19 protein-coding genes and 1 tRNA gene are annotated in these 25,543 nt (G+C 42.0%); 9 read left to right on the forward strand and 11 right to left on the reverse strand.

The features are described from left to right. Nucleotides 1–149 precede the first annotated feature (149 nt). Nucleotides 150–252, forward strand: a tRNA-OTHER gene (locus ACXJY6_RS18210). A 313-nt stretch (nt 253–565) separates the two neighbouring features. On the opposite strand, the gene ACXJY6_RS18215 is transcribed toward ACXJY6_RS18210, so the two are convergent. Then, nucleotides 566–1,792 (reverse strand): TRAFs-binding domain-containing protein, encoded by a 1,227-nt coding sequence (locus ACXJY6_RS18215; RefSeq protein ID WP_458769185.1) that lies wholly within the window; start codon nt 1,790–1,792, stop codon nt 566–568. A 107-nt stretch (nt 1,793–1,899) separates the two neighbouring features. Between ACXJY6_RS18215 and ACXJY6_RS18220 the strand changes: the two genes are divergently transcribed. Beyond that, the gene (locus tag ACXJY6_RS18220; protein ID WP_458769186.1) at nt 1,900–2,307 is read left to right on the forward strand and encodes a TIR domain-containing protein; all 408 of its coding nucleotides are present in this window, start codon (nt 1,900–1,902) and stop codon (nt 2,305–2,307) included. Nucleotides 2,308–2,361: 54 nt separating this feature from the next. Here ACXJY6_RS18220 and ACXJY6_RS18225 read toward each other — a convergent pair whose 3' ends face one another. Beyond that, a complete protein-coding gene (locus ACXJY6_RS18225) occupies nt 2,362–3,243 on the reverse strand; it encodes a DUF4231 domain-containing protein (protein ID WP_458769187.1) in 882 nt (293 codons plus the stop codon). A gap of 110 nt (nt 3,244–3,353) precedes the next feature. On the opposite strand from ACXJY6_RS18225, the gene ACXJY6_RS18230 reads away from it, so the two are divergent. Then, entirely contained in the window at nt 3,354–3,902 is a 549-nt protein-coding gene (locus ACXJY6_RS18230) for a TIR domain-containing protein (protein ID WP_458769188.1), read from the forward strand. 65 nt (nt 3,903–3,967) lie between these two features. Here ACXJY6_RS18230 and ACXJY6_RS18235 read toward each other — a convergent pair whose 3' ends face one another. From ACXJY6_RS18235 to ACXJY6_RS18260, 6 genes are all read right to left on the reverse strand, one after another. Beyond that, nucleotides 3,968–4,426 (reverse strand): hypothetical protein, encoded by a 459-nt coding sequence (locus ACXJY6_RS18235; RefSeq protein WP_458769189.1) that lies wholly within the window; start codon nt 4,424–4,426, stop codon nt 3,968–3,970. Next, entirely contained in the window at nt 4,423–6,468 is a 2,046-nt protein-coding gene (locus ACXJY6_RS18240; RefSeq protein WP_458769190.1) for a site-specific integrase, read from the reverse strand. Before ACXJY6_RS18240 ends, ACXJY6_RS18235 begins: the two co-directional genes overlap by 4 nt. Further along, on the reverse strand, nt 6,468–8,216 hold the full coding sequence (locus ACXJY6_RS18245; RefSeq protein ID WP_458769191.1) for a hypothetical protein: 1,749 nt from the start codon (nt 8,214–8,216) through the stop codon (nt 6,468–6,470). Before ACXJY6_RS18245 ends, ACXJY6_RS18240 begins: the two co-directional genes overlap by 1 nt. Beyond that, entirely contained in the window at nt 8,209–9,528 is a 1,320-nt protein-coding gene (locus ACXJY6_RS18250) for a tyrosine-type recombinase/integrase (protein ID WP_458769192.1), read from the reverse strand. The genes ACXJY6_RS18245 and ACXJY6_RS18250 overlap by 8 nt, the downstream gene beginning before the upstream one ends. 96 nt (nt 9,529–9,624) lie before the next feature. Next, on the reverse strand, nt 9,625–10,983 hold the full coding sequence (gene gorA, locus ACXJY6_RS18255) for a glutathione-disulfide reductase (RefSeq protein WP_458769193.1): 1,359 nt from the start codon (nt 10,981–10,983) through the stop codon (nt 9,625–9,627). A gap of 49 nt (nt 10,984–11,032) precedes the next feature. After that, nucleotides 11,033–11,872 carry a 23S rRNA (adenine(2030)-N(6))-methyltransferase RlmJ gene (locus tag ACXJY6_RS18260; protein ID WP_456052972.1) on the reverse strand — a complete coding sequence of 280 codons (840 nt, stop codon included), beginning with the start codon at nt 11,870–11,872 and terminating at the stop codon, nt 11,033–11,035. Between the two features lie 202 nt (nt 11,873–12,074). Between ACXJY6_RS18260 and prlC the strand changes: the two genes are divergently transcribed. Continuing rightward, nucleotides 12,075–14,117, forward strand: coding sequence for an oligopeptidase A (gene prlC, locus ACXJY6_RS18265; RefSeq protein WP_458769194.1), 2,043 nt, complete (start codon nt 12,075–12,077; stop codon nt 14,115–14,117). 141 nt (nt 14,118–14,258) lie between these two features. Further along, complete coding sequence (gene uvrD / locus ACXJY6_RS18270; RefSeq protein ID WP_458769195.1) at nt 14,259–16,433, forward strand: DNA helicase II; 2,175 nt, start codon at nt 14,259–14,261, stop codon at nt 16,431–16,433. 15 nt (nt 16,434–16,448) lie between these two features. Here the strand turns inward: uvrD and ACXJY6_RS18275 are convergent, their stop codons facing one another. Further along, on the reverse strand, nt 16,449–16,838 hold the full coding sequence (locus ACXJY6_RS18275) for a carboxymuconolactone decarboxylase family protein (RefSeq protein ID WP_456052975.1): 390 nt from the start codon (nt 16,836–16,838) through the stop codon (nt 16,449–16,451). A 62-nt stretch (nt 16,839–16,900) separates the two neighbouring features. Further along, on the reverse strand, nt 16,901–17,257 hold the full coding sequence (locus ACXJY6_RS18280) for a MerR family transcriptional regulator (RefSeq protein WP_456052976.1): 357 nt from the start codon (nt 17,255–17,257) through the stop codon (nt 16,901–16,903). Nucleotides 17,258–17,551: 294 nt separating this feature from the next. Between ACXJY6_RS18280 and ACXJY6_RS18285 the strand changes: the two genes are divergently transcribed. Further along, nucleotides 17,552–19,477, forward strand: a complete 1,926-nt coding sequence (locus ACXJY6_RS18285) for a bifunctional 2',3'-cyclic-nucleotide 2'-phosphodiesterase/3'-nucleotidase (RefSeq protein ID WP_458769217.1) — start codon at nt 17,552–17,554, stop codon at nt 19,475–19,477. Between the two features lie 631 nt (nt 19,478–20,108). Here ACXJY6_RS18285 and rarD read toward each other — a convergent pair. Further along, on the reverse strand, nt 20,109–21,029 hold the full coding sequence (gene rarD / locus ACXJY6_RS18290; RefSeq protein ID WP_458769196.1) for an EamA family transporter RarD: 921 nt from the start codon (nt 21,027–21,029) through the stop codon (nt 20,109–20,111). Nucleotides 21,030–21,224: 195 nt separating this feature from the next. Here rarD and recQ point away from each other — a divergent pair, with 195 nt between their 5' ends. The 3 genes from recQ (at nt 21,225) to ACXJY6_RS18305 (ending at nt 25,238) form a co-directional block, all read left to right on the forward strand. Then, nucleotides 21,225–23,063, forward strand: a complete 1,839-nt coding sequence (gene recQ, locus ACXJY6_RS18295; RefSeq protein WP_458769197.1) for an ATP-dependent DNA helicase RecQ — start codon at nt 21,225–21,227, stop codon at nt 23,061–23,063. Next, on the forward strand, nt 23,053–23,358 hold the full coding sequence (locus tag ACXJY6_RS18300) for a DUF3630 family protein (protein ID WP_456053004.1): 306 nt from the start codon (nt 23,053–23,055) through the stop codon (nt 23,356–23,358). The genes recQ and ACXJY6_RS18300 overlap by 11 nt, the downstream gene beginning before the upstream one ends. A 659-nt stretch (nt 23,359–24,017) precedes the next feature. After that, complete coding sequence (locus ACXJY6_RS18305; protein WP_456052979.1) at nt 24,018–25,238, forward strand: carbohydrate porin; 1,221 nt, start codon at nt 24,018–24,020, stop codon at nt 25,236–25,238. Nucleotides 25,239–25,543: the final 305 nt, after the last annotated feature.

Genomic DNA, 25,543 nt, shown 5'->3' on the forward strand with positions numbered 1-25,543 from the left:
TAATTTGGTGAATAGCGCCGCTTGGTAGCGCATCTCATGCTTTTAAATAGAAAGCGGGACCAGAGGGTCGGCTCTTTCAAGTTCAGCTCTTCACCGACCACCTTTAAGGAAGCCTCGTCATCAGACGAGGTTTTTTTACGTCTATAATTTGGTGAATAGCGCCGCTTGGTAGCGCATCTCATGCTTTTAAATAGAAAGCGAGACCAGAGGGTCGGGGGTTCGGCTCTTTCAAGTTCAGCTCTTCACCGACCACCTTTAGAAAAGCCTCAGTAGAAATGCTGAGGCTTTTTTTCTTTCCTTGCGATCGTGAATAGCACCGCTTGGTAGATGGTTAGGTGGGCAGAAATAAAAAAGACCGCAGTATAAGCGGTCTTTTTTATTATGATTCAAATGCCTAGCGCATCGTAACAAACTACCAACACAGGTGGTTTCTGAAATAAATCTGGAAAGGGTTGCATGATAAGGCTTACTAGCCTTTTCCAGAAAAATAGCGAATTTGAGCTACTTTTTCTAAAGTTCGAGCTGTGAATGTACCAGTTTCCAGATTTTATTTCAGCAACTGAAGTTAACTTGTAAGTTCCAGAATTTTGGCTTTACCTTCTTCAAATGACTCTAGCTCCCACTTGATGTCTGTCATCCTTTTAAAAAGTTGCTCATACTTCTCACCTTCACTTTGCATCCCCAAAGCATAGTGGCAATTCGATAAAGTTGCATAGGCCCATTTGTACTTGTTATCTGGCTCCTCAAAAGTGAGATCTTGCAAGATCTCTACAATTCGCTTCCTGGTCTTTTTGGCCGCAATTTTGAAGTATGTTTTCTCATCTTCATCGGTTTCCAGAGAAGCTAGTAAATCTAAACACAATGCAAAGTTCTCTCCGGTGTAGTAATCGGAGCTAATCTGAAAGCCCTTTTCATAGAAATTTTTGGCGCGGTACAAGCATTCTATATCATTATTGAGTTGCCACATTCGCTTGTAGATTGCTCCAACCAGCCCTAAGGTTTCAGGGTCATTAGATTCGCCGTTATTACTCAAAGATTCAATGATACGAAGTGCGTCTGCCAGAGCTGTTGCTTCAGATGGGTGTTTAGATTTGTATGTTGCAAGCGTTTGTTGTTGAATAAAATAATCTTCAGTTGGGGCCATTTCTGAGGCCCTTTTCCATAATTTTGTTGCTTCAACAAACTTACTTTCACTCATTAAAGAGCGTGCTTTCTCAGTAATTGCAAAAATGTGATTGTCTTTTTCAGCTAAATCCCCAATGATCCTTGCATACTCTGCTTCCGTTAACTTCGGAGGTTGGACATCGCTAATAAAGTCGTAAAGAGGACTATCAACAAAAGCATTTTTTGTTGCATTTTGGATTAGAGATGCTAGTTCTACTTGGCATCTTTTTGCTTCGTCAGCTCCTATATCTTCGCCTAGATGTTTATAGTGAAAGATTCTGGTGTGATCCAGATCAAAGTTGATTTTTCCTCCCTCTTCTTTGAGAATGATAGTGGTACTTGGTTTCACTGCATGTCGGACTCCTAACTCATATATAGCATTCGGATTAAATGTTGAAATATCCGCAACAACAAGATCTGCGTGCATTAGTAACGCATACATGCTTTTATCGATAAGCCCAGGATCTTGGATTTCATCAGCTCTAACACACTGATATCCAGCACTTTCTACAGCTGGTTGGATAATGTTTTTATACGTTTTATCTAGGTCAAAAGTTTTTCCTGTTGAATAGTCAGTCTTTTTTCCAAACCCCATGATCACAAAACATATTTTCTGACCTGAATACATAATATCTCCTGAGTTACATATTGATAAATCTAATAAAAAAGTGATTACCTTGAATTATCAGCTTATGCCCTAATATACAACTTTATGGGTATAAAGGAGACAAGTAAATGGCAAAAAACTACCGTGTATTTATCAGCCATTCATGGGATCATTCCGGTGACCTTGAAGGCTTAAGGCGTTTGCTAAATGAACGTGGTTATTTCAATATCGAGTTCAAAGAAGTGTCGAGGATTGAACCTATAAATTCTTCAAATGCAAGTTATGTCAAAGCGCGTTTGAAAGAGAAAATTCTAAACTCAGATATCGTTATTGGTTTAGCCGGCGTTTATGCAAGCCATAGTGATTGGATGGAGTGGGAGCTTGATACAGCACTAGCGAATGGAGTGCCTGTTATAGGGGTTATTCCGAGAGGGCAGGTGCGCAGTTCCACTACAGTAACAAGTAGATCTAAGGCAGATGTGAGGTGGAACACTGAAAGCATTATCTCAGCAATTCGAGATTACTCTAGAGCTTAAATTAAGTCGTGCTTATGTGGCTAATCAGTACTGCAACTTATTAGCCACAGTTATTTATTTTCTGGTTTGTCTAGCTATCCATTGAGTGTGCTCACGAGAGAACGCTACCTCAGCCCCACTTACATACTCAGAAAATTGTTCTTCAGTTTCTACTTCTTCGATACTGCCTCTAATGATACCGATCTCTTGGGCAGTGAGAGAATACGAAGATGAAAGCTCATTGTGTCTTTTGATTTGTGTCCAGCTAATTATAAATGCCGCACCTAGTGCGAAAACATCAGTAGGCCAGTATTGCCATTCTGGATAAGCAATCCTCAAAAGCACGCACAGTAAAGCACAACCTTGTGCAAACATGAGACCCATAAACCATCTACTGTGCATTTTATTGTTATCTGAGGCTTTGGTGGCATACCATAGTCTTTGCTCATCTATGCGATGTTGTAAGTAGTATGACTTACGGTCTTCAAGCGTCATCTTTCGGATACTTGTCATTGCACTTGTTACTTGGTCATTTGTGTTTTGATGGTCTTGGACCACCTCTCCTAGTTCACTATTACTTCTTATTATTTGGGTAAGCATATTACGAAATCTGGAGTTTGGTACCTGTATGGAGACGTCATCTGTGTATGGCGCTGCTCTCATACAGTACTTCCAAGTAGAGGTCTTTATAGATTCAGCAATCGCTCTTCCGTTATACCAGTTTTTTTCGTACCGATTTTTTCCAAGGTTGTAAGAAGCAACTAAGGCTAATATGTAGAAAACTGCTACAGCCATACTGTATTCCTTTGTAGGGATAACATTGATTGATAGCAGAGTACCGATTAACAATACAAAGGCATGGAAAATGGTTAATCGTAAGAAACGTTTTTGGGATGTCATTGAGGCTTCATCTGCTGATTCAAATAACGCAGGGTACTTGATTGATATGTTGTTCACATGGATGTCCTGAAAATTTTACTTTTAAGTCAATATGGTACACCATAAATGCCATTAGTGTCATAGGGCGATTTTGAGGGTTTACATTGTGAATTTGGAGGCTGTTAGTTATGTCATATAGTGGCGTAAGAAGAAAGGTGTTTGTCTCTCATTTTGGAGCTGATAGAGATGCAGTACGAAGCTTTATAGATAAATGGAGTGATGTATTTATAGCAAAAGAGCTTGGTGTCTATGATGACGCAGATTTCATCAACAGCAACGATGGTGACTATGTTATGTCTCGTATTCGTCAAGACTACTTAAGCGATTCAACTGTTACTATTGTTTTAATGGGAACTTGTACCCATAGTCGTCGATATATTGATTGGGAAATCAAGTCTTCGTTAAGGCAAGGGAGCTACACTCCAAACGGATTGATTGGAATTGTATTGCCTAATGTAAAGGAGGCACCGTATATACCCGAGAGATTTGCAGCTAACTTTAGTAAGACAGAAGATTGTTACGCTCAATATCATTGGGCTCCTACATCAGAGGAGCAACTGGGGCGTTGGATCGAGGAAGCATTCGAATCCAGAACTAAAAAAACAGATTTGATTAAGAACTCACAGGCAATGTGGAAATATAACCACAAGTGCAAACACTGTGGCTATACTCATTAGCACAGCTAACAAAATATTCAAAGGAATGCTAGCCCACTTAGATGATTATCCAGTGGGCTAGAGAGCTACTTGATTGGTACTACTTGGCTTCTTTTCAACTTGATAAGCTCCTCTCTAAGCTCGGTATTTTCATACTCCAAATCATCAATACGAGCTAATGCCTGAACCAACTTGTCGTTAAGGTGGTGCTGTGCTGCTGCAAATAAGGCTAATTTCTCTTTTTCAGACTCGTATTTTTCCTTATAGTTTTGCTTGATGCGCTTTTGCTCTTTAAGCTTGGTGCGTACGCTCTGGATCTCTGGTTGGACTATTTCACCGTTGCCTGCCGCAATTTCAGCTTTTGTCTGTTTAACTTTTTCCACAAATTTAGGGTAGTAATAGCCGCTACCATTACCCAAGTTTGCTTCTTCCTCAACGGCTCTCACACTGAGCTTGCGATGGGTAGGTATACGTGTGGTTTTACCTTGTTTGATTCGCTCTAGAGCTGCCTCTAACGCTAGTAGTGTGTTTTCACTCTTACTCATAAGTTTGCTACCTTCAAATCAGCCTCAAAAGGAGTAAAGGACATGTCAAAGTCAGTCATAACATTTTCAGCAGCTCGTATTTGAGTTACGTAATGACTACGTTCACTAACAGATATTTCTTCGCCAGAGGCCATGTACGCGACTAGACTGTGGTGTTTTTTTTGCCACCATTTAACGTGCTGTTCATCAATAATGCTACTTCCAGAGCCACAATTGACACAAAACTGTGGAGTTACCACTCCATCCATATCGCAGTCATATCCACTTTTACAGTAGCTGTGCATCGAGCCATGTAGAGTCAGTTTTCCATCTTTCACGGCCCTATATATAACATCCCAAGAACTGTAGATGGTGGGTACGTCCCTTCGCATTCTCATGATCGCTTTGCCATGAGTACCTGATAGGGTTTCATCTGAGTGCCATTGTTTAAATATTTTATTTGCGGTGGTTTCTGCATTGATTTCATCGAGTGCCTTTTGAACGTGCACATCGACCTTCAGATCTCGTAGGCTCGCCAGCTTCCCACCGTTCGTATACCACTCTGTCATTGCGAGGTAGAGATGCTTGAACTGCTGTTTGAGCGCCACTAATGTTCCCAGACGGTTTTTTATGCAGTAAAAGGCCAAAGTACGCCTGAACTGATGAACTGTCATGTGCCATGGATTTCCAACAATTACATCTTGTTTTACACGATTTAATGAACGAGGGTTTGACGCTAAGCATTCTGCGAAATCCTCTTCAGTTACAATGAAATTGAATTGCTTACAAAAACGCTGTAGTCGGTGGTTCCAGCCAGTAATCAATGTGGGTGGTTTGGAGCGGTATGATTTATTTACCCAAATAGAGTCGTTGTATTTTTTATCTGGATAACTAACTTCTTTCCGCCATTCTTCAGTTAGTGTGGTCATTAACTCTATTGCAGTTTTAGAAGATGAGGCGGTAACCCATGTTTCTCTTTTTTGCCCTAACTTAAAAGTATGAGATTGCAGCATGTGGAAGTCACGCCCTTCAAAGTTATCTTTGTAATAACTTTTAGGTGTTAGTTTATCTATTTCGGAATCCCGCATACCACTAAAGCCGCCACAGACAATATAGCAAGCATTGATTAGTTGACCCCAGTAGCGTTTAAAGTCCATTCCATTTTTTAACTTGATACTTGGTACTTTAGTGGCTAATGGTTCAACAAGGTCTTTAACTTTGCGGGGTTGTAACTCTTGAGCTGCGGAAATGTATTTTCGTTTATCGAAGCTACCATCTTCACCCATGAAGGAAAAACGGTTCCCTTGCTTTATTTTTTCTTCAAGATTGCGCACCCCCTCGTCATAGTTATGCTGTAGAGACTTCTCAATATCTAAAATCAAGTGCCTATGTGGGTGAGCATCATTGACCTGTTCCATAGCTTTTCCATAAATGGCATCACATAAACGTTCAGGTATAACAAGAGTTTGTTGTGCTTCATTTGAACTTATCCGTCTTGCTTCAATATTTGACTTTATTGGATTAAGACCAAGCTCAAGTTTGTGCCATGACTCATCACTTATGGCGGTATTTATTGCCACAAAAGTAGACTCGATGGTTCCTTGGGCATAGTTACGATTTTGCAAGAAGTGTTCAAACTTAGTCCATACAACAGGCGATCCAAGATCTTTCAATGAGCTATAGTTACTCTCGATCAAGAAACTATAAACTACCTTTATATTATTTAATCGAGTGCGAACACTTGAGAATTTTATTGCTTTTTTCTGTTTAGGACTTTTATTAAATAACCAACCAAAACTCAGTAGCTTAAGTTCTCGTTGTAACTTAGGAGCACGTTTGAATTCTTCTGTGTTTAGATTGTTATTCTCTTTCTTTCGAGAGAAAGGTAAGCAATCCCAACTGTTTTGCCCAAAGGTGGCAGTAACGTTCCCGTCTTTGTCCTTGCAGATGACGATGGCATCTAGCTCTTTATATCTTTTCTCATGGTAGAGCGTGACTACATCAATATCCGTGACTTTATGCTGATGTGGGAAATCAGGCAAATAGAGTTTAGACGTATCCATTATCCTACCTCGACTGGTGATTTTGGAATTAAGCTTAAAACTGATTCGTTGTCGCTCCATGCGGGGTGCAAGCCATCATCGTCAAGTTTGGCTTCTGCTTTTCTAAATATCTGTTGATTTATGCTTGGTAGTATTTTTTGCTCGATAAACTCTACAATGTTATCAAAGTTTTTTTTGTAATGATTGACATCCAAATGAAGGAATAGTGACTCCTCAACACAGGCCTTGAATGAGAGCAGACACCAGATATCTGAGACCGACTGTACAATTACTTGGTCTGGACAGCCAAAGCACCCCAATAGATCTGCACAGGCTAATCGCTCTCCCTCCTTAGCAAGTCCCTGTGTTTGGGCTTTCTTGGTGTACTTTTGGGACTTTTCACCGAATGGGGCAGCGCAGCTACCGCCATTAGAAGTACGGCTTAAATTGGGAAGGTTAATCTTGTTTTCTTCCTCGATAACCAGTACCTCAATACTGAGGTTTTTCTGAGCCTGCTGGGTGCTGACCCTGCTCTTGACCTGCTCCTCCCGAATTGACATCGTATCTTGTAGCATGCCGTTATTTGCTAACCGATTTCCCTCGCTATAGTGACGTTTACGGGTGTTGGGTGTGTTGTTAAGCATGAGGTTATTAACCATTTCACCTTGATGATATGAGGTTAATTGAGAGCCTGTTTCACGAAAACGGCTAATTATCGGGCGTAGCCTGCACCCAGTTTGGTCAGTGAAGGTAAAATGTTTTTCAAGCCACCCGCCTAGGAAACCTTGGAGAATAGAGCTCTTTATTGGAGTAGTTTGATTCGTTGCTACGGTTTGAAGCAGTGTTGCGTTTTCATCCGTTGAGATTAAGCGTGACGCATTGAGTAAGTGATCGAAAAAACGCATGGCGTATTTCGGTATGTCCAACTCGTGCTCGCCCATCTCAACTTGAATGGTCTTGAAGGCTCTACGCTTAAATGCGGGCATGGTGTACCACGTTTCTCCAACCGACGTAAAGGCATTGCGTGGTTGTGATAGCTGACATAAATCACTGGTGTTTGCGTAGGTGTAATAAGACAAAAGGTAAGTGCCTGCACACATCATTTTCGATATACCACCACAAAGCTGGTATGTGTGACCTTTCCACTCAAAGGTCATGGTAGGGGTGGCTTTAGATGCCATGATGTGCGTCTCAGGAGACTCGATAAACTGGTTGTAGGTTTGCTTGAATAGACTGCGAAGGAAGGGAAGCAGTTGGTTTAAATCCTTGCGGGTATAGGATTTAAACGGCTCTCTATCGCTATTATCCATCACCGTGATAGAGTTGAAATAGTTTGATGGTAAATCTAAATAATCACGAAATAGCACCAACATGATAGAGTAAAAAACTTTATAACTAGAGCTTTTTAGTGTCCCTTGCATAACCCTTGTATACAGATGAGACATATAACCTTCCAATGATTCTTGTGTAAAATCAATTGCGTTATTTAGATCACACCAACGAAGGTATTGAGACAATTTTCTATAAATACTATGTAGATAGTAATGACTGTCTCCTTCTTCAATCTTTTCAACAAAGCGATCTTTGATTTGATGCACAAAGCCTTCACGGTCAGCATCTTCAAATTGACCGCCTTGATGTAATGCTTTTGTCGTAGGAAAGTGCTTAATAAGAAAGCGATTAAAGTCAGCAAGGCTGTTATCTTCAGTGTCTAACTGGAAGCAAAGATTTGAATCCCAACCGTGGAGGTATGAAACATTATTACTCATCCTCACCACCTAGTGCTTCGTGCATGATGCTATCTAAAATGCCAAACTTCACTTTGAACGCTTCTTTGCGTTGCAAATAACGCAGATACTTCCAAGTCGTGGATTCGTTTCTATGCCCCATCCAACCCATTAGAAGCGCCATACATTCCATTGAAGTTAGTCCAGCCCCAAGCAAGTCATTTAGTCGGTATGTACCGTAGGTTGAGCGCAGATCATGAAAGCGATGAGTAAAGGAAGGGTAAGTTTTCTTTATGTAGGCTCTAAACTCCGTCCATCGTGCTTCTATCGACTTAGCGGTTACAGGGTTGCCTCGCTCACTTACAAAAAGAGGCTCATGACGCTCACACAGCTCAAGCCTTTCGATAGTTTCTTGCTTGAGTGAAGACCCATCTTCGGGCAATGATTCTAATTGGGCATTGAGTTTGTTTGCTCGTTTGATTCTGCGCTCAGAGGTACGGTATTCATTCAAAGTAGTTAATAGCGTTGATGAGATTTCTATACGCCTTTGCTTTAAGTATTTTGTTTGAACTCCTGTCGATTGAGGTGATACAACCATCTCGAAACGATGCTCACTCTCAGCCAGTGGTGTTGCGGTATCAAGGGCATCCAGTGAGAGCGTTGCTACCTCTTGGATTCTCATTCCTGTATCAATAGATATTAATACCTGCAAGCGTAACTCTTCAGATGCGCGAGGAAGATGCTGCGTAAGAATACTCAGAGATTCTTGAGAGAGTGGAGATAAAGGTCGTATGTTATTACTGCTCGCATCCTTGGGCACTTTGATTCGCAAATCACTTGTTTCAACGGTAAACGTTGGCGATACGTGTGCCAGCATTCCGGTGCTTTGGACGGACACAAACTCCATTTTAAATGGGGCTTCTTTCTCGTTTTTGATTTTCAAATAACCATCATGCATTAACCACTTGTAGTAGTTAACAATTTGATTCATTCGGACGCTTGCTGTGCTGTGTGCTAATTCACCTTTCTTGATTTGCTTTAATAGGTGAGATCGAAACAGATAGGTGGGTTTTAGTCTTTTGATAGGAGAAAATTTATCCCAAGCTATTTCTTTGTCTTCAAGGAACTGGTAGTAAGCCTGTAATGCCTGAGCACAGGGTGAAAGATCTTTAGCTGCTTTGATAGCTTTCAGATAGAAGAGGTAGCTGTTTGCCTCATGGTTGAATGAACCATCTTGATTGAACAATGTAGGCAGTGAGCCAATGTTTTCCTTGAGGGGAGTGCATTCGCAGATGTCATTACTGACGGATAATTCTGTTTGTTTATAGACACTGCTTGATTGTATGAGGTACATAAATTCACCTAGAAAAATCACTGACTATATATACAGTATAGTCAGTGATGATATGTTTTCCAGATTTATTTATGTGTGTAAGATGCTTTTCCTACACTAACCCGTCATGGTAACAAACTCTTCAGAGCCTGTTGGGTGAATTGCAACAACGGCATCGAAGTCAGCTTTGGTCGCGCCCATCTTAATGGCAACGCTAAAGCCTTGAAGCATTTCATCGACGGTGTAGCCGATTCCATGTATACCAACGACTTTTTCATCTTCTCCGGCACAAACAAGCTTCATTTTGCATGCTTGGCGGTGAGAGGTAACCGCGGTGTACATTGCGGTAAAGCCTGAGCTATACACTTTGACGTTATCAGCGCCATATTGATCAATTGCTTGTTGCTCGGTTAAGCCCATTGTGCCAATTGGTGGGTGGCTGAATACCACGGTTGGTACTAAGTCGTAATCCATTTTTGCATCGGGCTTATTGTTGAATAGACGCTCAGACAATTGTCGACCGGCTTTAACAGCAACAGGAGTGAGTTCGATACCACCTTCCATGATATCGCCAACACAGTAGATGCCTTCAACGTTAGTGGCTTGATATTCATCGACTTTAATGTAGCCACGGCTATTGAGTTCAACGCCGGTGACACTGAGGTTAATGGCATCGGTTGCTGGCTCACGACCAATTGCCCAGATTAAGGTATCGACGTTGTAGCTCTCACCATTCTCAAGGTGCAGAGTTAGGCTACCATCAGATTCTTTCACAATTTCTTTTGGCGTCGAATGGTTGTGCAGCGCAGGGCCTTCGGCGGTCATAACTTCCGTTAAAGTGTCGATAATCATAGGATCGAAACTGCGCAGTGGTGACTCTTTACGAACGAATAAATGGGTCTCAGTGCCAAGAGCATTCAATACGCCTGCGATTTCTACCGCAATATAACCTGCACCAACGACAGCAACGCGCTTAGGTTGCTCTTCTAAATCAAAGAAGCCGTTTGAGTCGATACCGTATTCTGCACCAGGCACGTTTGGAATCGAAGGACGACCGCCAACAGCAATCAGAATGTGATCAGCCGTGTATAGTTCACCATTTACTTCTACTGTTTTTGCATCAACAAACTTTGCAAAGCCTTTGATAACATTAATTTTATTGTTGCCAAGAACGCGATCATAAGACTCGTGAATTCGACCAATATAGGCTTGGCGGCTTTCGACTAACTTTGACCAGTTAAATCCATTGACCTTAATATCAAACCCGTAATCCTCGGCATAAAGATTAACTGCGTCGGCGATTTGTGCGCCATGCCACATCACTTTCTTCGGTACACAACCAACGTTTACACAGGTGCCACCTAGGTCTTTAGCTTCGATAAGTGCGACTTTAGCACCGTGCATCGCTGCGCGGTTTGCAGATGCGATACCGCCACTGCCGCCACCGATACAGATATAATCAAAATGTGTTGCCATTACTTTCTCCGTTTTAGTCTTTGGTTGAGCTACGGTTTAATTATGTTTGTTATTCAGGAACAACCCAATCAACTTTCCAATGGCCCGTTGCTGGAGCGATTGCTGCTTTTAGTAAAGGTAGCAGAGATTGCATCTGACTTTCTAGCTTCCAAGGAGGATTAATTACAATCATACCTGAAGCCGTCATTCCTCGTTCATTGTTATCTGGACTAACACCAAGCTCGATTTGTAAAATTTTACGAATTCCCAGTGCTTGCAGACCCTCTAGCATATCATCAATATCATAGCGATTAACCACAGGATACCAAATGGCGTAAATTCCATTGGCAAAGCGCTTATGGCTCGCCGCAATTGCTCTTACGACATCACGATATTCGTTGGCGAGTTCATAAGGGGGATCAATCAGAACCAGCCCTCTGCGCTCCTTAGGTGGCAAGCTTGCTTTGAGGCGTTGAAAGCCATCTTCTTTATAAATCTTCACTTGGCGATCGCGATGAAACTCTTGTTCAAGCAACGGGTAATCACTTGGATGAAGTTCGGTTAATATCATGCGATCTTGCGGTCTAAGATGCGCTCGAGCAATGCAAGGTGACCCCGGGTAATAGCGCAACTCACCGTTGTTATTCAGCTCTTTTATGGCATTGAGGTAACTGTTTAGTTCCGTCGGTAACTCAGTTTGTTGCCATAAACGGGCGATGCCTTGCTTGTATTCACCGGTTTTTTCCGACCACTCATGGTTTAAGTCATAACGACCAACACCCGAATGCGTATCGTGATAGACAAACGGTTTCTCTTTTTCTTGTAACGAAGATAGGATCAGGCTTTGAACAATGTGCTTCACGACATCGGCGTGATTTCCTGCATGAAAATTGTGTCGGTAACTTAGCAATTTAGGCTCTTTAGCCCGATATTATGGGCGCATAGATAGAAATTATGATGGAGTGAGATTATAACCATTCTTGGCGCTTGTTGCAGCGTTGTTGATTTTCGATCTACCTTACTATTGAAAAATAGTTGATCTGCCTATATTACTTATCAAAGCGTCGGCGATTTGCTGACGACATATTGTCTTCTTCGATAAGGAACGTTCTATGTCTAATCCTCTTCTTACTTTTACGGATTTACCCCCATTTGGCAGTATAAAACCCGAGCATGTTAAGCCTGCAATTGAAGAGGCGATTGCAAATTGTCGTAAAGTGACGGAACAGACTCTCGAAGGAAATACTGCGCCAACGTGGGAAAACCTTGTTGCGCCGATTGAAGAGGTGGATGATCTATTGAGTCGAATTTGGTCTCCAGTGAGCCATATGAACTCGGTAGTGAATAGTGAAGAATTACGTGAAGCTTACGAAAGTTGTTTACCGATATTATCAGAATACGGTACCTGGGTTGGTCAGCACAAAGGGTTGTTTGAAGCGTATAAAGCCCTGAAAGCGAGTGACGAGTTCGCAACACTTACGACGGCGCAACAAAAAACCATCGTTAACGAATTACGCGATTTTGAATTATCAGGCATTGGCCTTCCGGCGGATGAACAGAAACGCTACGGTGAAATCAGCAAACGTATGTCCGAGCTAGGTTCTACGTTTTCAAATAATGTGCTTGATGCGACCATGGGTTGGAGTAAACATATTACTGATGTTGCAGAACTAGCGGGTATGCCTGAAAGCTCCATCGCCGCAGCAAAAGCAACAGCAGAAGCAAAAGAACTTGATGGATATTTGATTACATTAGAAATGCCGTCTTATATACCGGTGATGACCTACTGCGATAGCCAAGAGTTGCGTAGAGAGATGTACGAAGCATACGTAACTCGAGCATCGGAACGAGGTCCAAATGCAGGTAAATGGGATAACAGCGATATTATTTCAGAGCTACTAAAACTTCGCTATGAGTTGGCTCATATGCTTGGTTTCACAAGTTATAGTGAAAAGTCTTTAGCGACGAAGATGGCAGAAACACCTGATCAAGTCTTGGGTTTCCTTAACGACTTGGCGAAACGCGCTAAGCCTCAAGGTGAAAAAGAAGTTGCGGAATTGAGAGCGTTTGCTAAACAAGAGTTTGGTGTGAGCGAACTGCAATTGTGGGACATTGGATATTACAGCGAAAAGCAAAAGCAAAAGTTGTTTGAAATTTCAGATGAAGAACTGCGTCCTTATTTCCCTGAATCGAAAGTGATCAGTGGGTTGTTTGAAGTCTTGAATCGCGTCTTTAATATGTCAGTGAAAGAACGTGAAGGGGTTGACACCTGGCACAGTTCAGTACGATTTTTCGATATTTTCGATTCTGAAAACCAGCTTCGTGGTAGTTTCTACCTTGATCTTTATGCGCGTGAACATAAACGCGGTGGTGCGTGGATGGATGATTGTCGTGGTCGTCGTTATACCGCACAAGGTGAATTACAAACACCAGTAGCCTATTTAACGTGTAACTTTAATAAGCCTGTTGGTGATAAACCGGCATTGTTCACTCACGACGAAGTCGTCACTATGTTCCATGAGTTTGGACACGGTATCCACCATATGCTGACTCAAGTTGGTGTCGGTGCGGTATCCGGAATTAATGGCGTACCTTGGGATGCGGTTGAACTCCCAAGCCAATTCTTAGAAAACTGGTGCTGGGAAGAAGAAGCGCTAGCGTTTATCTCTGGTCACTATGAAAGTGGTGAACCGTTACCAAAAGAGATGCTTGATAAAATGCTTGCTGCGAAAAACTTCCAATCTGCGATGTTTATTTTGCGTCAGTTAGAGTTGGGCTTGTTTGACTTCACCTTACATACGACTTATGACCCAGAGATTGGTCCTAAAGTTTTGGAAACCCTCGCGGACGTGAAATCGAAAGTTGCAGTATTGCCAGCGTTAGATTGGAATCGCTTCTCGCACAGCTTTGGTCATATCTTTGCTGGTGGTTATAGCGCAGGTTATTACAGCTATTTATGGGCAGAAGTATTGTCATCAGATGCATTCTCTCGTTTTGAAGAAGAAGGTATCTTTAATACTGAGACAGGGCAGAGCTTCCTTAATAACATTCTAGAAATGGGTGGCAGCGAAGAGCCAATGGAGTTATTTAAACGCTTCCGTGGACGTGAGCCAAGTATTGATGCGTTATTGCGTCATGCTGGAATTGCCGCTTAAACAAGAAAATGAACCTGTTATCGCTAAGCCTACCTGCTCGGTAGGCTTTTTTAATTGGATAAATCTGTTGAAGCACGAGCATATTAAAACCGTTTAGGGTTATAATCGCTTATATGTATAAATAACCAGTAGCCTAGCATTATGATCGATCCTTCTTTCCTCCTCGACGGACTCAATGACAAACAGCGCGAAGCCGTTGCCTCTCTATTGGACAATATGCTGATTCTTGCGGGTGCAGGAAGTGGTAAAACTCGCGTATTAGTCCATCGAATTGCATGGTTGATGTCGGTTGAGCAAGCGTCTCCATTTTCCATTATGTCAGTAACCTTCACCAATAAGGCTGCTGCGGAAATGCGTGGCCGAATTGAAGAATTAATGATGGGCAGCGCTTCAGGGATGTGGAATGGTACGTTTCACGGCATTTGTCATCGCATCTTACGCGCGCATTATCTTGATGCGAAGCTACCGGAAGATTTCCAGATTCTTGATTCAGACGATCAACTGCGTTTACTACGTCGCTTAATTAAAGCGCAAAACCTCGACGAAAAACAGTGGCCTGCAAAGCAAATCTCGTGGTGGATTAACGGTAAAAAAGACGAAGGGCTACGTCCGAACCATATTGATAGTTATCACGATCCTGTTACGACGACCTATGTTCAACTGTATAAGGCGTATCAAGAGGCGTGTGATCGTGCAGGATTAGTCGACTTTGCTGAGATTCTTCTTCGAACTCAAGAATTATTGCGTGAAAATAAATTTATTCGTGAGCATTACCAAGCACGTTTCAAGCATATCTTGGTCGATGAATTTCAAGATACCAACAACATTCAATACGCTTGGTTACGTCTAATGGCTGGGCCTGACTGCCATGTCATGATTGTTGGTGATGACGATCAGTCTATTTACGGTTGGCGTGGAGCGAAGATTGAGAATATCGAAAAGTTCACCTTAGAGTTCCCTAGTGTAAATACGATTCGTTTGGAGCAAAACTATCGCTCAACCAAAACCATCCTCGAAGCCTCGAATACCCTGATTGCGAACAATACCGAGCGTATGGGGAAAAGTTTGTGGACTGAAGGAAAAGAAGGTGAGCCAATTTCTGTTTATTCAGCCTATAACGAGTTGGACGAAGCGCGTTTTGTGGTGAGTAAGATAAAGGCGTGGCAGGAGGATGGTGGCTCGTTAGATGATACCGCGATGCTATATCGCAATAACGCTCAGTCGCGAGTATTGGAAGAAGCTTTGATCCAAGCTGGTTTGCCGTATCGAATCTATGGCGGCATGCGTTTCTTCGAGCGTCAGGAAATTCGAGATGCACTTGGCTATTTACGTCTGATTTCGAATCGCAATGATGACGCTGCATTTGAACGTATCGTGAATACGCCAACTCGAGGTTTGGGCGATAAAACCCTTGAAACGGTGCGATTCGCAGCTCGAGATCGCGGTTGTACGATGTGGCAGGCGTGTACTGCGTTGCTCGCTGAAAATGTATTGGTGGGACGAGCCGCTGGTGCATTAGGCCGCTTTGTCGAGCTTATTAATGCGCTAGAAGATGATACCGCCGACATGCCACTTCATGTTCAAACCGATCATGTGATTAAAAGCTCTGGTTTGTTCTCGATGTATGAACAAGAAAAAGGTGAAAAGTCTAAGGCTCGAATTGAGAACTTGGAAGAATTAGTCACTGCCACACGACAGTTTGAAAAGCCCGAAGAAGCGGAAGAGCTATCAATGCTGATTGCCTTTTTGACTCATGCAGCGCTAGAAGCAGGGGAAGGGCAAGCCGATGAGTTTGACGAAGCGGTTCAATTAATGACATTGCACAGTGCGAAAGGCTTAGAGTTTCCGGTGGTCTTTATGGTCGGCGTTGAAGAAGGCATGTTCCCAAGTCAGATGTCGGTTGAAGAGGCTGGTCGTTTAGAAGAAGAGCGCCGTTTATGTTATGTCGGTATGACTCGAGCAATGCAAAAGCTCTATATCACCTACGCCGAAATGCGTCGTTTATATGGCCAAGATAAATACCACAAGCCTTCTCGTTTTATTCGTGAGTTACCCGAAACCTGTTTGGATGAAGTTCGGATGAAAGCTCAAGTGAGTCGACCAACTAGTAGTGGTCGTTTTAGCCAAACTGCCGTAAAGGAAAACTTCAACGAAACGGGCTTTAGTTTAGGTGCCAGAGTCAATCATCCCAAGTTTGGAGAAGGGACTATCATTAACTTTGAAGGCTCTGGCCCTCAAAGCCGAGTACAAGTCGCGTTTAATGGCGAAGGCATCAAGTGGTTAGTGACCGCTTATGCGAGATTAGAAAAGCTCTAAGCGGCTAGATGTGATTCAAGAAGATTCGCTGTTACGGCGTTCGTTGAGGACGTCTTTAACGGCGAACATGCCATTTAGTGCTGCTGGGAACCCGGCGTATACAGACATTTGCAGTATAACTTCTTTCACCTCTTCTTCTGTACAACCCACATTGAGAGCAGCGTGTATGTGAACTTTCAGTTGAGGTTGGCAGTTGCCTAATACGGTCAGTGCCGCGACGGTGGCAATCTCACGAGATTTCAAATCTAAGCCTGGTCGGTTGTAAATATCACCAAACGGATATTCAATCGTGTACTTGGCTAAGTCTGGGCAGACATCTTGTAAGCTTTCAATGACTTTATGTCCAGCTTGACCATCGATTTTCTCTAAGTTTGCAAGGCCGATTTCGTATTTTGTATTGCTCATTACTCAATTCTCATTGTTTATTGATCGTAATAATGAGATTACTTGTTAGAGCATACTCTAAGTCAAGGCGTTATCTTTCGATCGTAAAAATCAATTTTCTGTTCTAGTGCATTAAGGTGGGTTTGCTGCTTTTCGATCTGCTGTTTCAGTCTTTCATGGTGATGTTTTAATAATATTTGGCGATCAAGCATGGTGTTATCACCTTGTGCTCGTAGATCGGCGTACCGCTTTATTTGTTCAAGAGGCATCGCGGTCTCTTTTAAACGCACAATAAACTTTGCCCATTCTAGATCTCTAGCATTGTAGAAACGATGTCCATTGGAACTTCGGTTCACATCGCTTAATAGCCCGATTTTTTCATAGAACCTCAGAGTGTGAGGGGAGAGGCCAGTGTGCTTGGAAAATGCTTTGATATTCATGTTAGTGCTTCCTTTTCATGCAGCAAGGGTAGGTATCGTTGTGTTATGTGTTTATTCTCTGAATCAACCTTTTTCATTCTTTGGCGCTTGGTAATCAAGATGGGTAATTTCCCTAACTAATGCTTTTTATAAACAAAACATATCGTTATAGTAAAATGAGATGCATATCACTAATAGCAATGACGAGTAAGTAAAAAGTTAACAGTCAATTGTTACATTAATCAAATAAGCAGTATGACCTTCAATTTTTGGAAAGGATAATTAACTATGCGTTTTTCTCCCCTAGCTGCTGTTATGGCAGCCACATTCGCGATGTCTGGTTCTGTTTATGCAGCAACGGTCAACCTACGTATTATTGAAACCACGGATATTCACGCCAATGTATTGGCTTACGATTATTACAAAGGCAAAGCGTCGGAAAAAATTGGTCTTTCTCGAGCTGCTACGCTTGTGAAAGAAGCTCGAGAGGAAGCTGAAAACAGTGTTTTAGTTGATAATGGCGATTTAATTCAAGGTAGCCCTATGGGGGATTATATGGCCTCTAAAGGAATTGACCCTGAAGAAGTCCATCCGGTATACAAGGCGATGAACCAAATGGCCTATGATGTTGGCAATTTTGGTAACCATGAATTTAATTATGGATTAGAGTTTCTGACGGAATCGGTCAATGATGCGAACTTTCCATACATCAACGCCAATCTTTATGATGAAGAAACGGGAGAGAACTTTTATACCCCATATATTATCAAAACGTATTCATTCAAGGATACGGAGGGGAAACAGCATTCTATTCGTATTGGTTACATCGGCTTCACTCCACCACAAGTGTTAACTTGGGATAAGAAAAACCTTGAAGGAAAAGTTGTCGCAAAGGACATCAAAGAAACGGCAGAGAAATTTGTTCCAATAATGAAAGCAGAGGGAGCTGACGTTATTGTTGCTATTCCTCACTCTGGCATTTCGAAAGACCCTTACAAAAATGGTGCGGAAAACTCGGTAATCTATCTGTCTGAAGTTGCCGATATTGATGCGATTGCATTCGGTCATTCCCATGCTGTATTCCCAGGTAAAGGGTTTGATGGTATTCAAAACGTTGACAACGAAAATGGTCGAATTAATGGTGTAACAGCGGTTATGCCGGGGCGTTGGGGAAGCCATGTTGGGGTGATGGATTTAGTTCTCTATTTTGATAAAGAGAAGGGAGAATGGGACGTAATAGGTGGGAAAGCCGAGTCGCGTGCTATTTACGATCGCGAAAGCAAAACATCACTGGCTGCAAATGACGCTGGTATTGAGAAAGCATTAGAAAAAGACCACGTCGATACATTAGCATTTGTAAATCAACCAATTGGTAAAGCAAATGATGTGATGTATAGCTTCTTAGCTTTGGTGCAAGATGATCCTACAATTCAAATCGTAAACGCAGCGCAGAAAGCGTATGTTGAGACGTTTATTCAAGGTGACCCTGATTTAGCTAATATTCCCGTTCTTTCAGCTGCAGCGCCGTTTAAGGCTGGCGGGCGTAAAAACGATCCTTCTGGCTATACAGAAGTTGAATCTGGTCAGTTAACTTTCCGAAATGCGGCGGATCTTTACCTCTATCCAAATACCTTAGTTGCACTAAAAGTGACGGGTAAAGAAGTTAAAGAGTGGATTGAGTGCTCCGCTGGTCAATTTAATCAGATTGATACGACTAGCTCAGCAACTCAATCTTTGATTAACTGGAATGATTTCCGCACTTATAATTTTGATGTCATTGATGGCGTGAATTATCAGATAGATGTAACTCAACCCGCGAAATACGATGGTGATTGTAATGTGATCAACCCTGATGCTGAGCGTATCGTAAATCTAACTTACCAAGACAAGCCAGTTGATATGGCGCAGTACTTTATTATTGCGAGCAACAACTACCGAGCTTATGGCGCTAAATTCGCTGGCACTGGTTCAGAATTTATTGCCTTTGATTCACCGGATGAGAATCGCAGTATCCTTGCTTCTTACATTTCAGATGTAAGTAAAGAGAAAGGAGAGGTCACGCCTAGTGCTGACAATAACTGGTCTTTTGCGCCAATCGAGGGCGAAGTTCAATTGGATATTCAATTTGAAACCTCACCGAGCGAGAAAGCGGCTAAGTTTGTTGAAGAGAAAGGTCAGTATCCTATGGAGAAAGTAGGGGAAGATGACGCAGGTTTCGCGGTTTACAAAATAAGCCTATAACAAGCAAAGAAAAACCCCGAGAGCTTGCGCTCGTCGGGGTTCATGTTCTTACTTGCAGCAATCCCGCTACTCTATGTGCTTCCTGCATCCAATCCTTGATCAGTTTGCTAAATCCTTTAGCTTAATCCTTTCATCGCCTTCCTAGCGGTGTCCATGACCTTATCCTGGTCGATTAACTATCCTAGTTAACCATCATCGCTTAATCCTAAAGCGTGTCCTTTACATCATCCTGATGTTTCATCCATGCCTTCATCCTGAAGGTGTCCATTTCCGTCCTTAGTCGTTGCCATCCTAGCTACGATTAGATTCCGTTCATGTCCGTTATCAGCGTCCTGCCGATGAGTACATATTACCGAGATTCTCTAGCGCGACAATGGTCATTTTCAGTATTTAGGCAAATTTTTTTGTGTTATTTTTGTTCATATTCTTATTTTTCAATTGGTTATGTGTCATTAAGAGAGATCAATAGGGTGGATCTATCGCTTAAAACTGAATGCCTTGTAAGAGATATCTCACAAGGAAAAACGCTGATCTGCTACGAATTTTTATTGAACATTGTTCAATAAAACCGTGAGTTAGGTGAATATAATCTTTGCTGAGGCGGTTATTTGATGGATCGGATGTATTTTACCTATTTTAATGAGTTTGAGATCGCACCAACTTTTGGAAGTGCTTTATGGGTTTTGAGCCCATCGATACTGAAAAGCAGTAGTGCTGCCCAAATAAACCCAAATGTGATCGCTTTATCAAGGCTAAAAACTTCGCCATAGAAGATGACAGCAAGTATAAGCATGATACTGGGACCGATATATTGGAAAAATCCCAGCGTCGATAATTTGAGCCTCGCCGCAGCACTTGCAAAGCTTAACAATGGAAGGGTGGTGACAAACCCGGCAGACATTAGTAATAAATTGAATGAAAGAGAATTCGACGTGAAGTCACTTGTGGCTGAATCAGTGATAAAGAATACGTAAATCAAAGCCGCAGGGACGAGAAAAAGGGTTTCTACAAATAGCCCTGTTTGTGAACCAACAGAGACTTTCTTGCGTAATAAACCATAAAAACCAAATGTAACGGCTAAGACAATCGCGACGATCGGAATAGAGCCAAACACAATAATTTGGACCCCGACACCGATGGCTGCAAGCAGTACTGCTAGCCATTGTAGTTTTCTCAAGCGTTCACCTAAGAAGAGCATACCAAGCAGTACGTTAACCAGTGGGTTGATGTAATAACCTAGGCTAGCATCGAGCATGTGATCTGAATTGACCGCCCAAATGTACACCAACCAATTGGTGGCAACGAGTAAGCTGGTTACCAATAATATTCCCATTTTCTTTTTCGACTGTACGATCTCTTTTAGAACGATGGCTTGTCGACTTATTAAAACCAAACCAGCTAGAAATACAAATGACCAAATGATTCGATGGCTTAGGATATCAAGAGCGGGCACATCATGCAGTGCTTTGAAGTAAATCGGCGAGATTCCCCACATGGTGTAGGCGCCTACGGCATAGAAAACACCCTTGCGGGATTGGTCTGTGTTATTCATAGAGGTAATACTACTAGTTTAGATATGTGACGGAAGTAACAGTCTATACCTATATTTCAACACAATACACGAATTAATATCTTGCTATAGTCATTAACAAATTCCGGTTTTAATCCCAATGGATGACGACTACAATAGCCGGTCAGATATAATGACTTATCGTTATTATGCATATTTTTAGAGCCTCTTCAGACTATGACCTCAACTTTGATAGCGAAATCAGACGAATCTCTTAACAGCAGCCCAAATTCGGTTCTGCGTTCAGTGTTTGGCTATCAATCATTCCGAGACGGGCAGCAAGAGGTCATCGAATCAACCTTGTCTGGGCAAGATAGCCTTGTGATTATGCCTACCGGTGGTGGCAAGTCATTATGTTATCAGATTCCCGCGCTACTTAGCCCGGGTTTAACCTTGGTTATCTCTCCCTTGATTTCTTTGATGAAAGATCAAGTCGACCAGTTAGTTGCAAATGGGGTTGCGGCGGCCTGCGTGAATTCGAGTTTGAGTCGTGAAACCTTGATATCGGTTTATCAATCCATTAACAGTGGAGAGTTAAAACTATTATATGTTTCGCCAGAGCGAGTGTTGATGGATGATTTTATTGGCCGTTTAGCCAATACCGAGCTATCGATGATCGCCATTGATGAAGCACATTGTATTTCTCAATGGGGACACGATTTTCGTCCCGAATATGCCGCACTTGGGCGTTTAAAAGAACGATTTCCTCATGTTCCTATGATGGCATTAACCGCAACCGCTGATGATGCCACTCGCAGTGATATTCTGCATCGCTTACAACTGATTGAGCCTCATATATATTTGGGCAGTTTTGATCGTCCTAATATCCGCTATACCTTGTTGGAAAAGCATAAACCTGTGAGTCAGGTTATTCGTTTCCTTGCCACACAACCCGGGCAATGCGCCATTATCTATTGTGGCAGTCGTAAAAAAGTTGAAATGCTGGCAGAAAAGCTGTGCAACAACCACATACGTGCCGCGAGCTACCATGCGGGGATGGAAGTTGATCAGCGCGCTCAAGTGCAAGAAGCGTTTCAGCGTGATGATATTCAAGTTGTTGTTGCAACGGTGGCATTTGGAATGGGAATCAATAAGCCGAATGTTCGTTGTGTCGTGCATTTTGATATTCCACGCAACATAGAATCTTATTATCAAGAAACAGGGCGGGCAGGTCGTGATGGTTTACCGGCCGAAGCGGTTATGCTTTATGACCCTGCAGATATGGGGTGGTTGCGTCGTATGTTGGACGAAAAACCAGACGGACCACAGAAAGTCGTAGAAAGTCATAAGTTAAATGCAATGAGTGCATTTGCTGAAGCTCAGACCTGTCGGCGACAAGTGTTATTAAATTATTTTGGTGAATACCGTGAACAACCATGTGGTAACTGCGATATTTGCCTTGATCCTCCGAAGCACTTCGATGGCTCAAATGAGGCGCAAAAAGCACTATCGTGCGTTTATCGGGTGAATCAAAACTTCGGCATGGGATATGTCGTAGAAGTTTTGCGTGGCATGCAAAATATCCGAATTCGAGAAAATGGACACAATAAGCTGTCGACCTATGGGTTAGGAAGAGATCACAGTCATGACTATTGGATCAGTATTTTTCGTCAGCTTATTCACAAAGGGTTGTTACAACAAAATATTACCCGAAACTCCACACTGCAGTTAACCGAAGAAGCTCGGCCAGTATTACGTGGTGAAAGTTCGCTTGAGCTAGCAGTACCACGCCTTGATGTCGCTGCTCGTAGTGCTAAATCGGATAAACTAGCCAATAAACATTATGATAAGAAGCTTTTTGCTCGGCTACGTAAGTTACGCAAGTCGATCGCTGATCGCGAAGGGTTGCCACCATATGTTGTATTTAATGATGCTACATTGATTGATATGGCGGAAATATTACCATGCTCATACGGCGAAATGCTGGCGGTGAACGGAGTCGGTGAGCGAAAATTAGAAAAGTATGCCGACCCTTTCTTGGATTTGATTCAGGAGTACTTAACCAATCATGGCTAGCTTTGTTGTTAAAGAAATACTTGAAGATCAGGGCGTATTAATTCTTATAGCTCCTGAATTTGATTACGATAGTTTCCCTGCTATTGGTGAAGAGCTTGTTACCTTGCTTTCAGCTAAAATTATTGAAAAGCAACAAGATGCCGATATTCATACCTGGTTAATTGATTTTGATGAGCAGCAATTTTTCATTAAAGCAGAACATTATAGTCAGGCACTATGGCTAGAAGCTCTTGATATGCGTTCAAGCCAGCAAGAATTAATTTTTATTTCCAATCTCATACAGCATTTCGCTTAATTCTCTCTAATTTCCTTCTAAAAGCGTCGTTAATTCGGCGTAGCTCTGCTTCGCCTGTTGATAGCTTCATTCTTCAATGCACCTGTGTTGTTTTTAATTATTTTTTCGCCTTTCATCTTTTTCATTACATCAAATAGTAATTAGATCACTATGTTCCAAAAGCTAAAAGAACATCATGATCTAATTGCCCTATGATGTTCCAAAAGCTTTAGGAACATAGCAACCCATTAGACTATGATGATCTAATTAGTAAAAAGAAGAGGAAGATCGTAGTTGGTTTTTAGATGAAGGAGAGTAAAAAGAGAGGAGCGGGATGGGGAGTGACTACTTTATGACTCATTTTGTGGCTTTTTATGAAAACAAGCAGAATAGTGAAATATTTCAAAATTACAGCCTTTTTCTGTTTGAATTTTAGCCGTTTTTTTGTGATTGCCTTCGCTAATTCCTATGAAATGAAAGCGTTATCAGGTTTGAGTTATGAGGTTGTTATTGCATTTAACATTATGAATACAAAAGAGGTTTAACTATGTGGTTTATTTATTGCGATTTCATGAGTTTCGATTAACCAGCTTGGTGTGAACCAAGGAAGGCTTTTCAAATATTTCATTGATTATGATCTCTCCTGAATTAGAACAACCGAAATCTAATAGGGATATAACATGAAACAATTTAAAGTCTTACCTCTAACCATAGCAGTGGTTACAACTTTTGCATCAGGTTCATTACTGGCTGCAGATTCTCAAATTGAACAACTGGAACAGCGAATTCAGGAGCTAGAAACAAAGTCAAAATCGTCAGAACTTATTTTTTCTGGTTACGCTCGATACGGTGCTCATTATTCAACAGGAGATAACCGCTATGTTGAAGTCGGCAGTACCGGTCGTTCTCTTGGACGTCTTGGTAATGAAGGAAATGGTGGTGAGTACCAGTTCACCAAACCAATCCAAGCCGAAAACGGTGCTAAATGGGATCTCGTATTAATGATCAATGATTGGAACAATGATCAATGGGGTTCGGCTGGTGGTATCAGTTTGAAAAAAATGTACGCAGGTGTTTCCAATGTGTTCGATAGCCAACCTGATCTCTATCTTTGGGCCGGTCGTGATTTCCATCAACGCCCACAACAAGGTCTAAACGACTATTTCTATATGTCTCATGATGGCCAAGGTGCGGGATTCAAAAACTTATCTTTAGATGGTGTTCAATTGGATATGGGGTTTGTCGGACAACATGATAACGATGACGGAGCCCTAGGCAATGATACTGGCAGATATGCAATCACTTCACGTCTTCATGGGCTAGATACAGGAATCGGCAGTCTGAATATTTATGCGAACTACGGTTTTGCATCGGACGAAGCGGGTGACAGTGTGAAAGATGAAACAGCATTCCAAGTAGCCGCAGTGTTAGGGCTAGGAAGTTCAAACAATTTAGTGATGAAATACGCCGATGGAGCGGATGACTCAGCCTTTGATCTTGCTGGTGATAAACAAGTTGTCTATCTAAGTGTTGATGGCAGTCACAGTGCTTCAGACCAATTTGTCATCGACTACTTAGTGTCTTACAAAGATATCGCGGGTTCTGATGTTGACGAGAAAAGCGAGTTGGCAGGGATCGTTCGTCCACAGTACCAATGGGACGATGTACATTCTACCTGGCTAGAAGCTGGTTATGCGATGGAAGATTACGATGATGGCAGTGAGAAAGCGGGTTGGAAAGTAACGCTCTCGCAAAATGTGTCATTAGGAGGAATGCCTGGAAGTCGTCCTATGTTGCGTTTTTATACAACACTGGGTGATGTTGAAACAACCACTACAACTGGTGCAAGTACGACAGCAGATACGGTTGTATTAGGTGCCATGTTTGAAGCTTGGTGGTAATCACTTGATTCACAACGAATTTTAAATCGGACTTCAGACAAATAGTCTATTCAATAAACCGATTCTTTTTCATTAGTTAGCCATGTTAAATCCACTTTGGGTACCTTGGTGCCCACTTTTTTTTGTAATACGTTTGAAGTTTGGGTTTGAACATGCCTAAAACATGAATGAAAAATAGTCTATGAAACTGTTTCATGAGAATTACTGAAACTGACGATGCACTCTCTATTTTAAAAAACAGCCCATTTAACTAATGATCTGATGTGATTTAGGTCACCAATTTAGAGTGTTAAGTGCGGAATACT

This window comes from Vibrio phycocola (genome assembly GCF_054404255.1).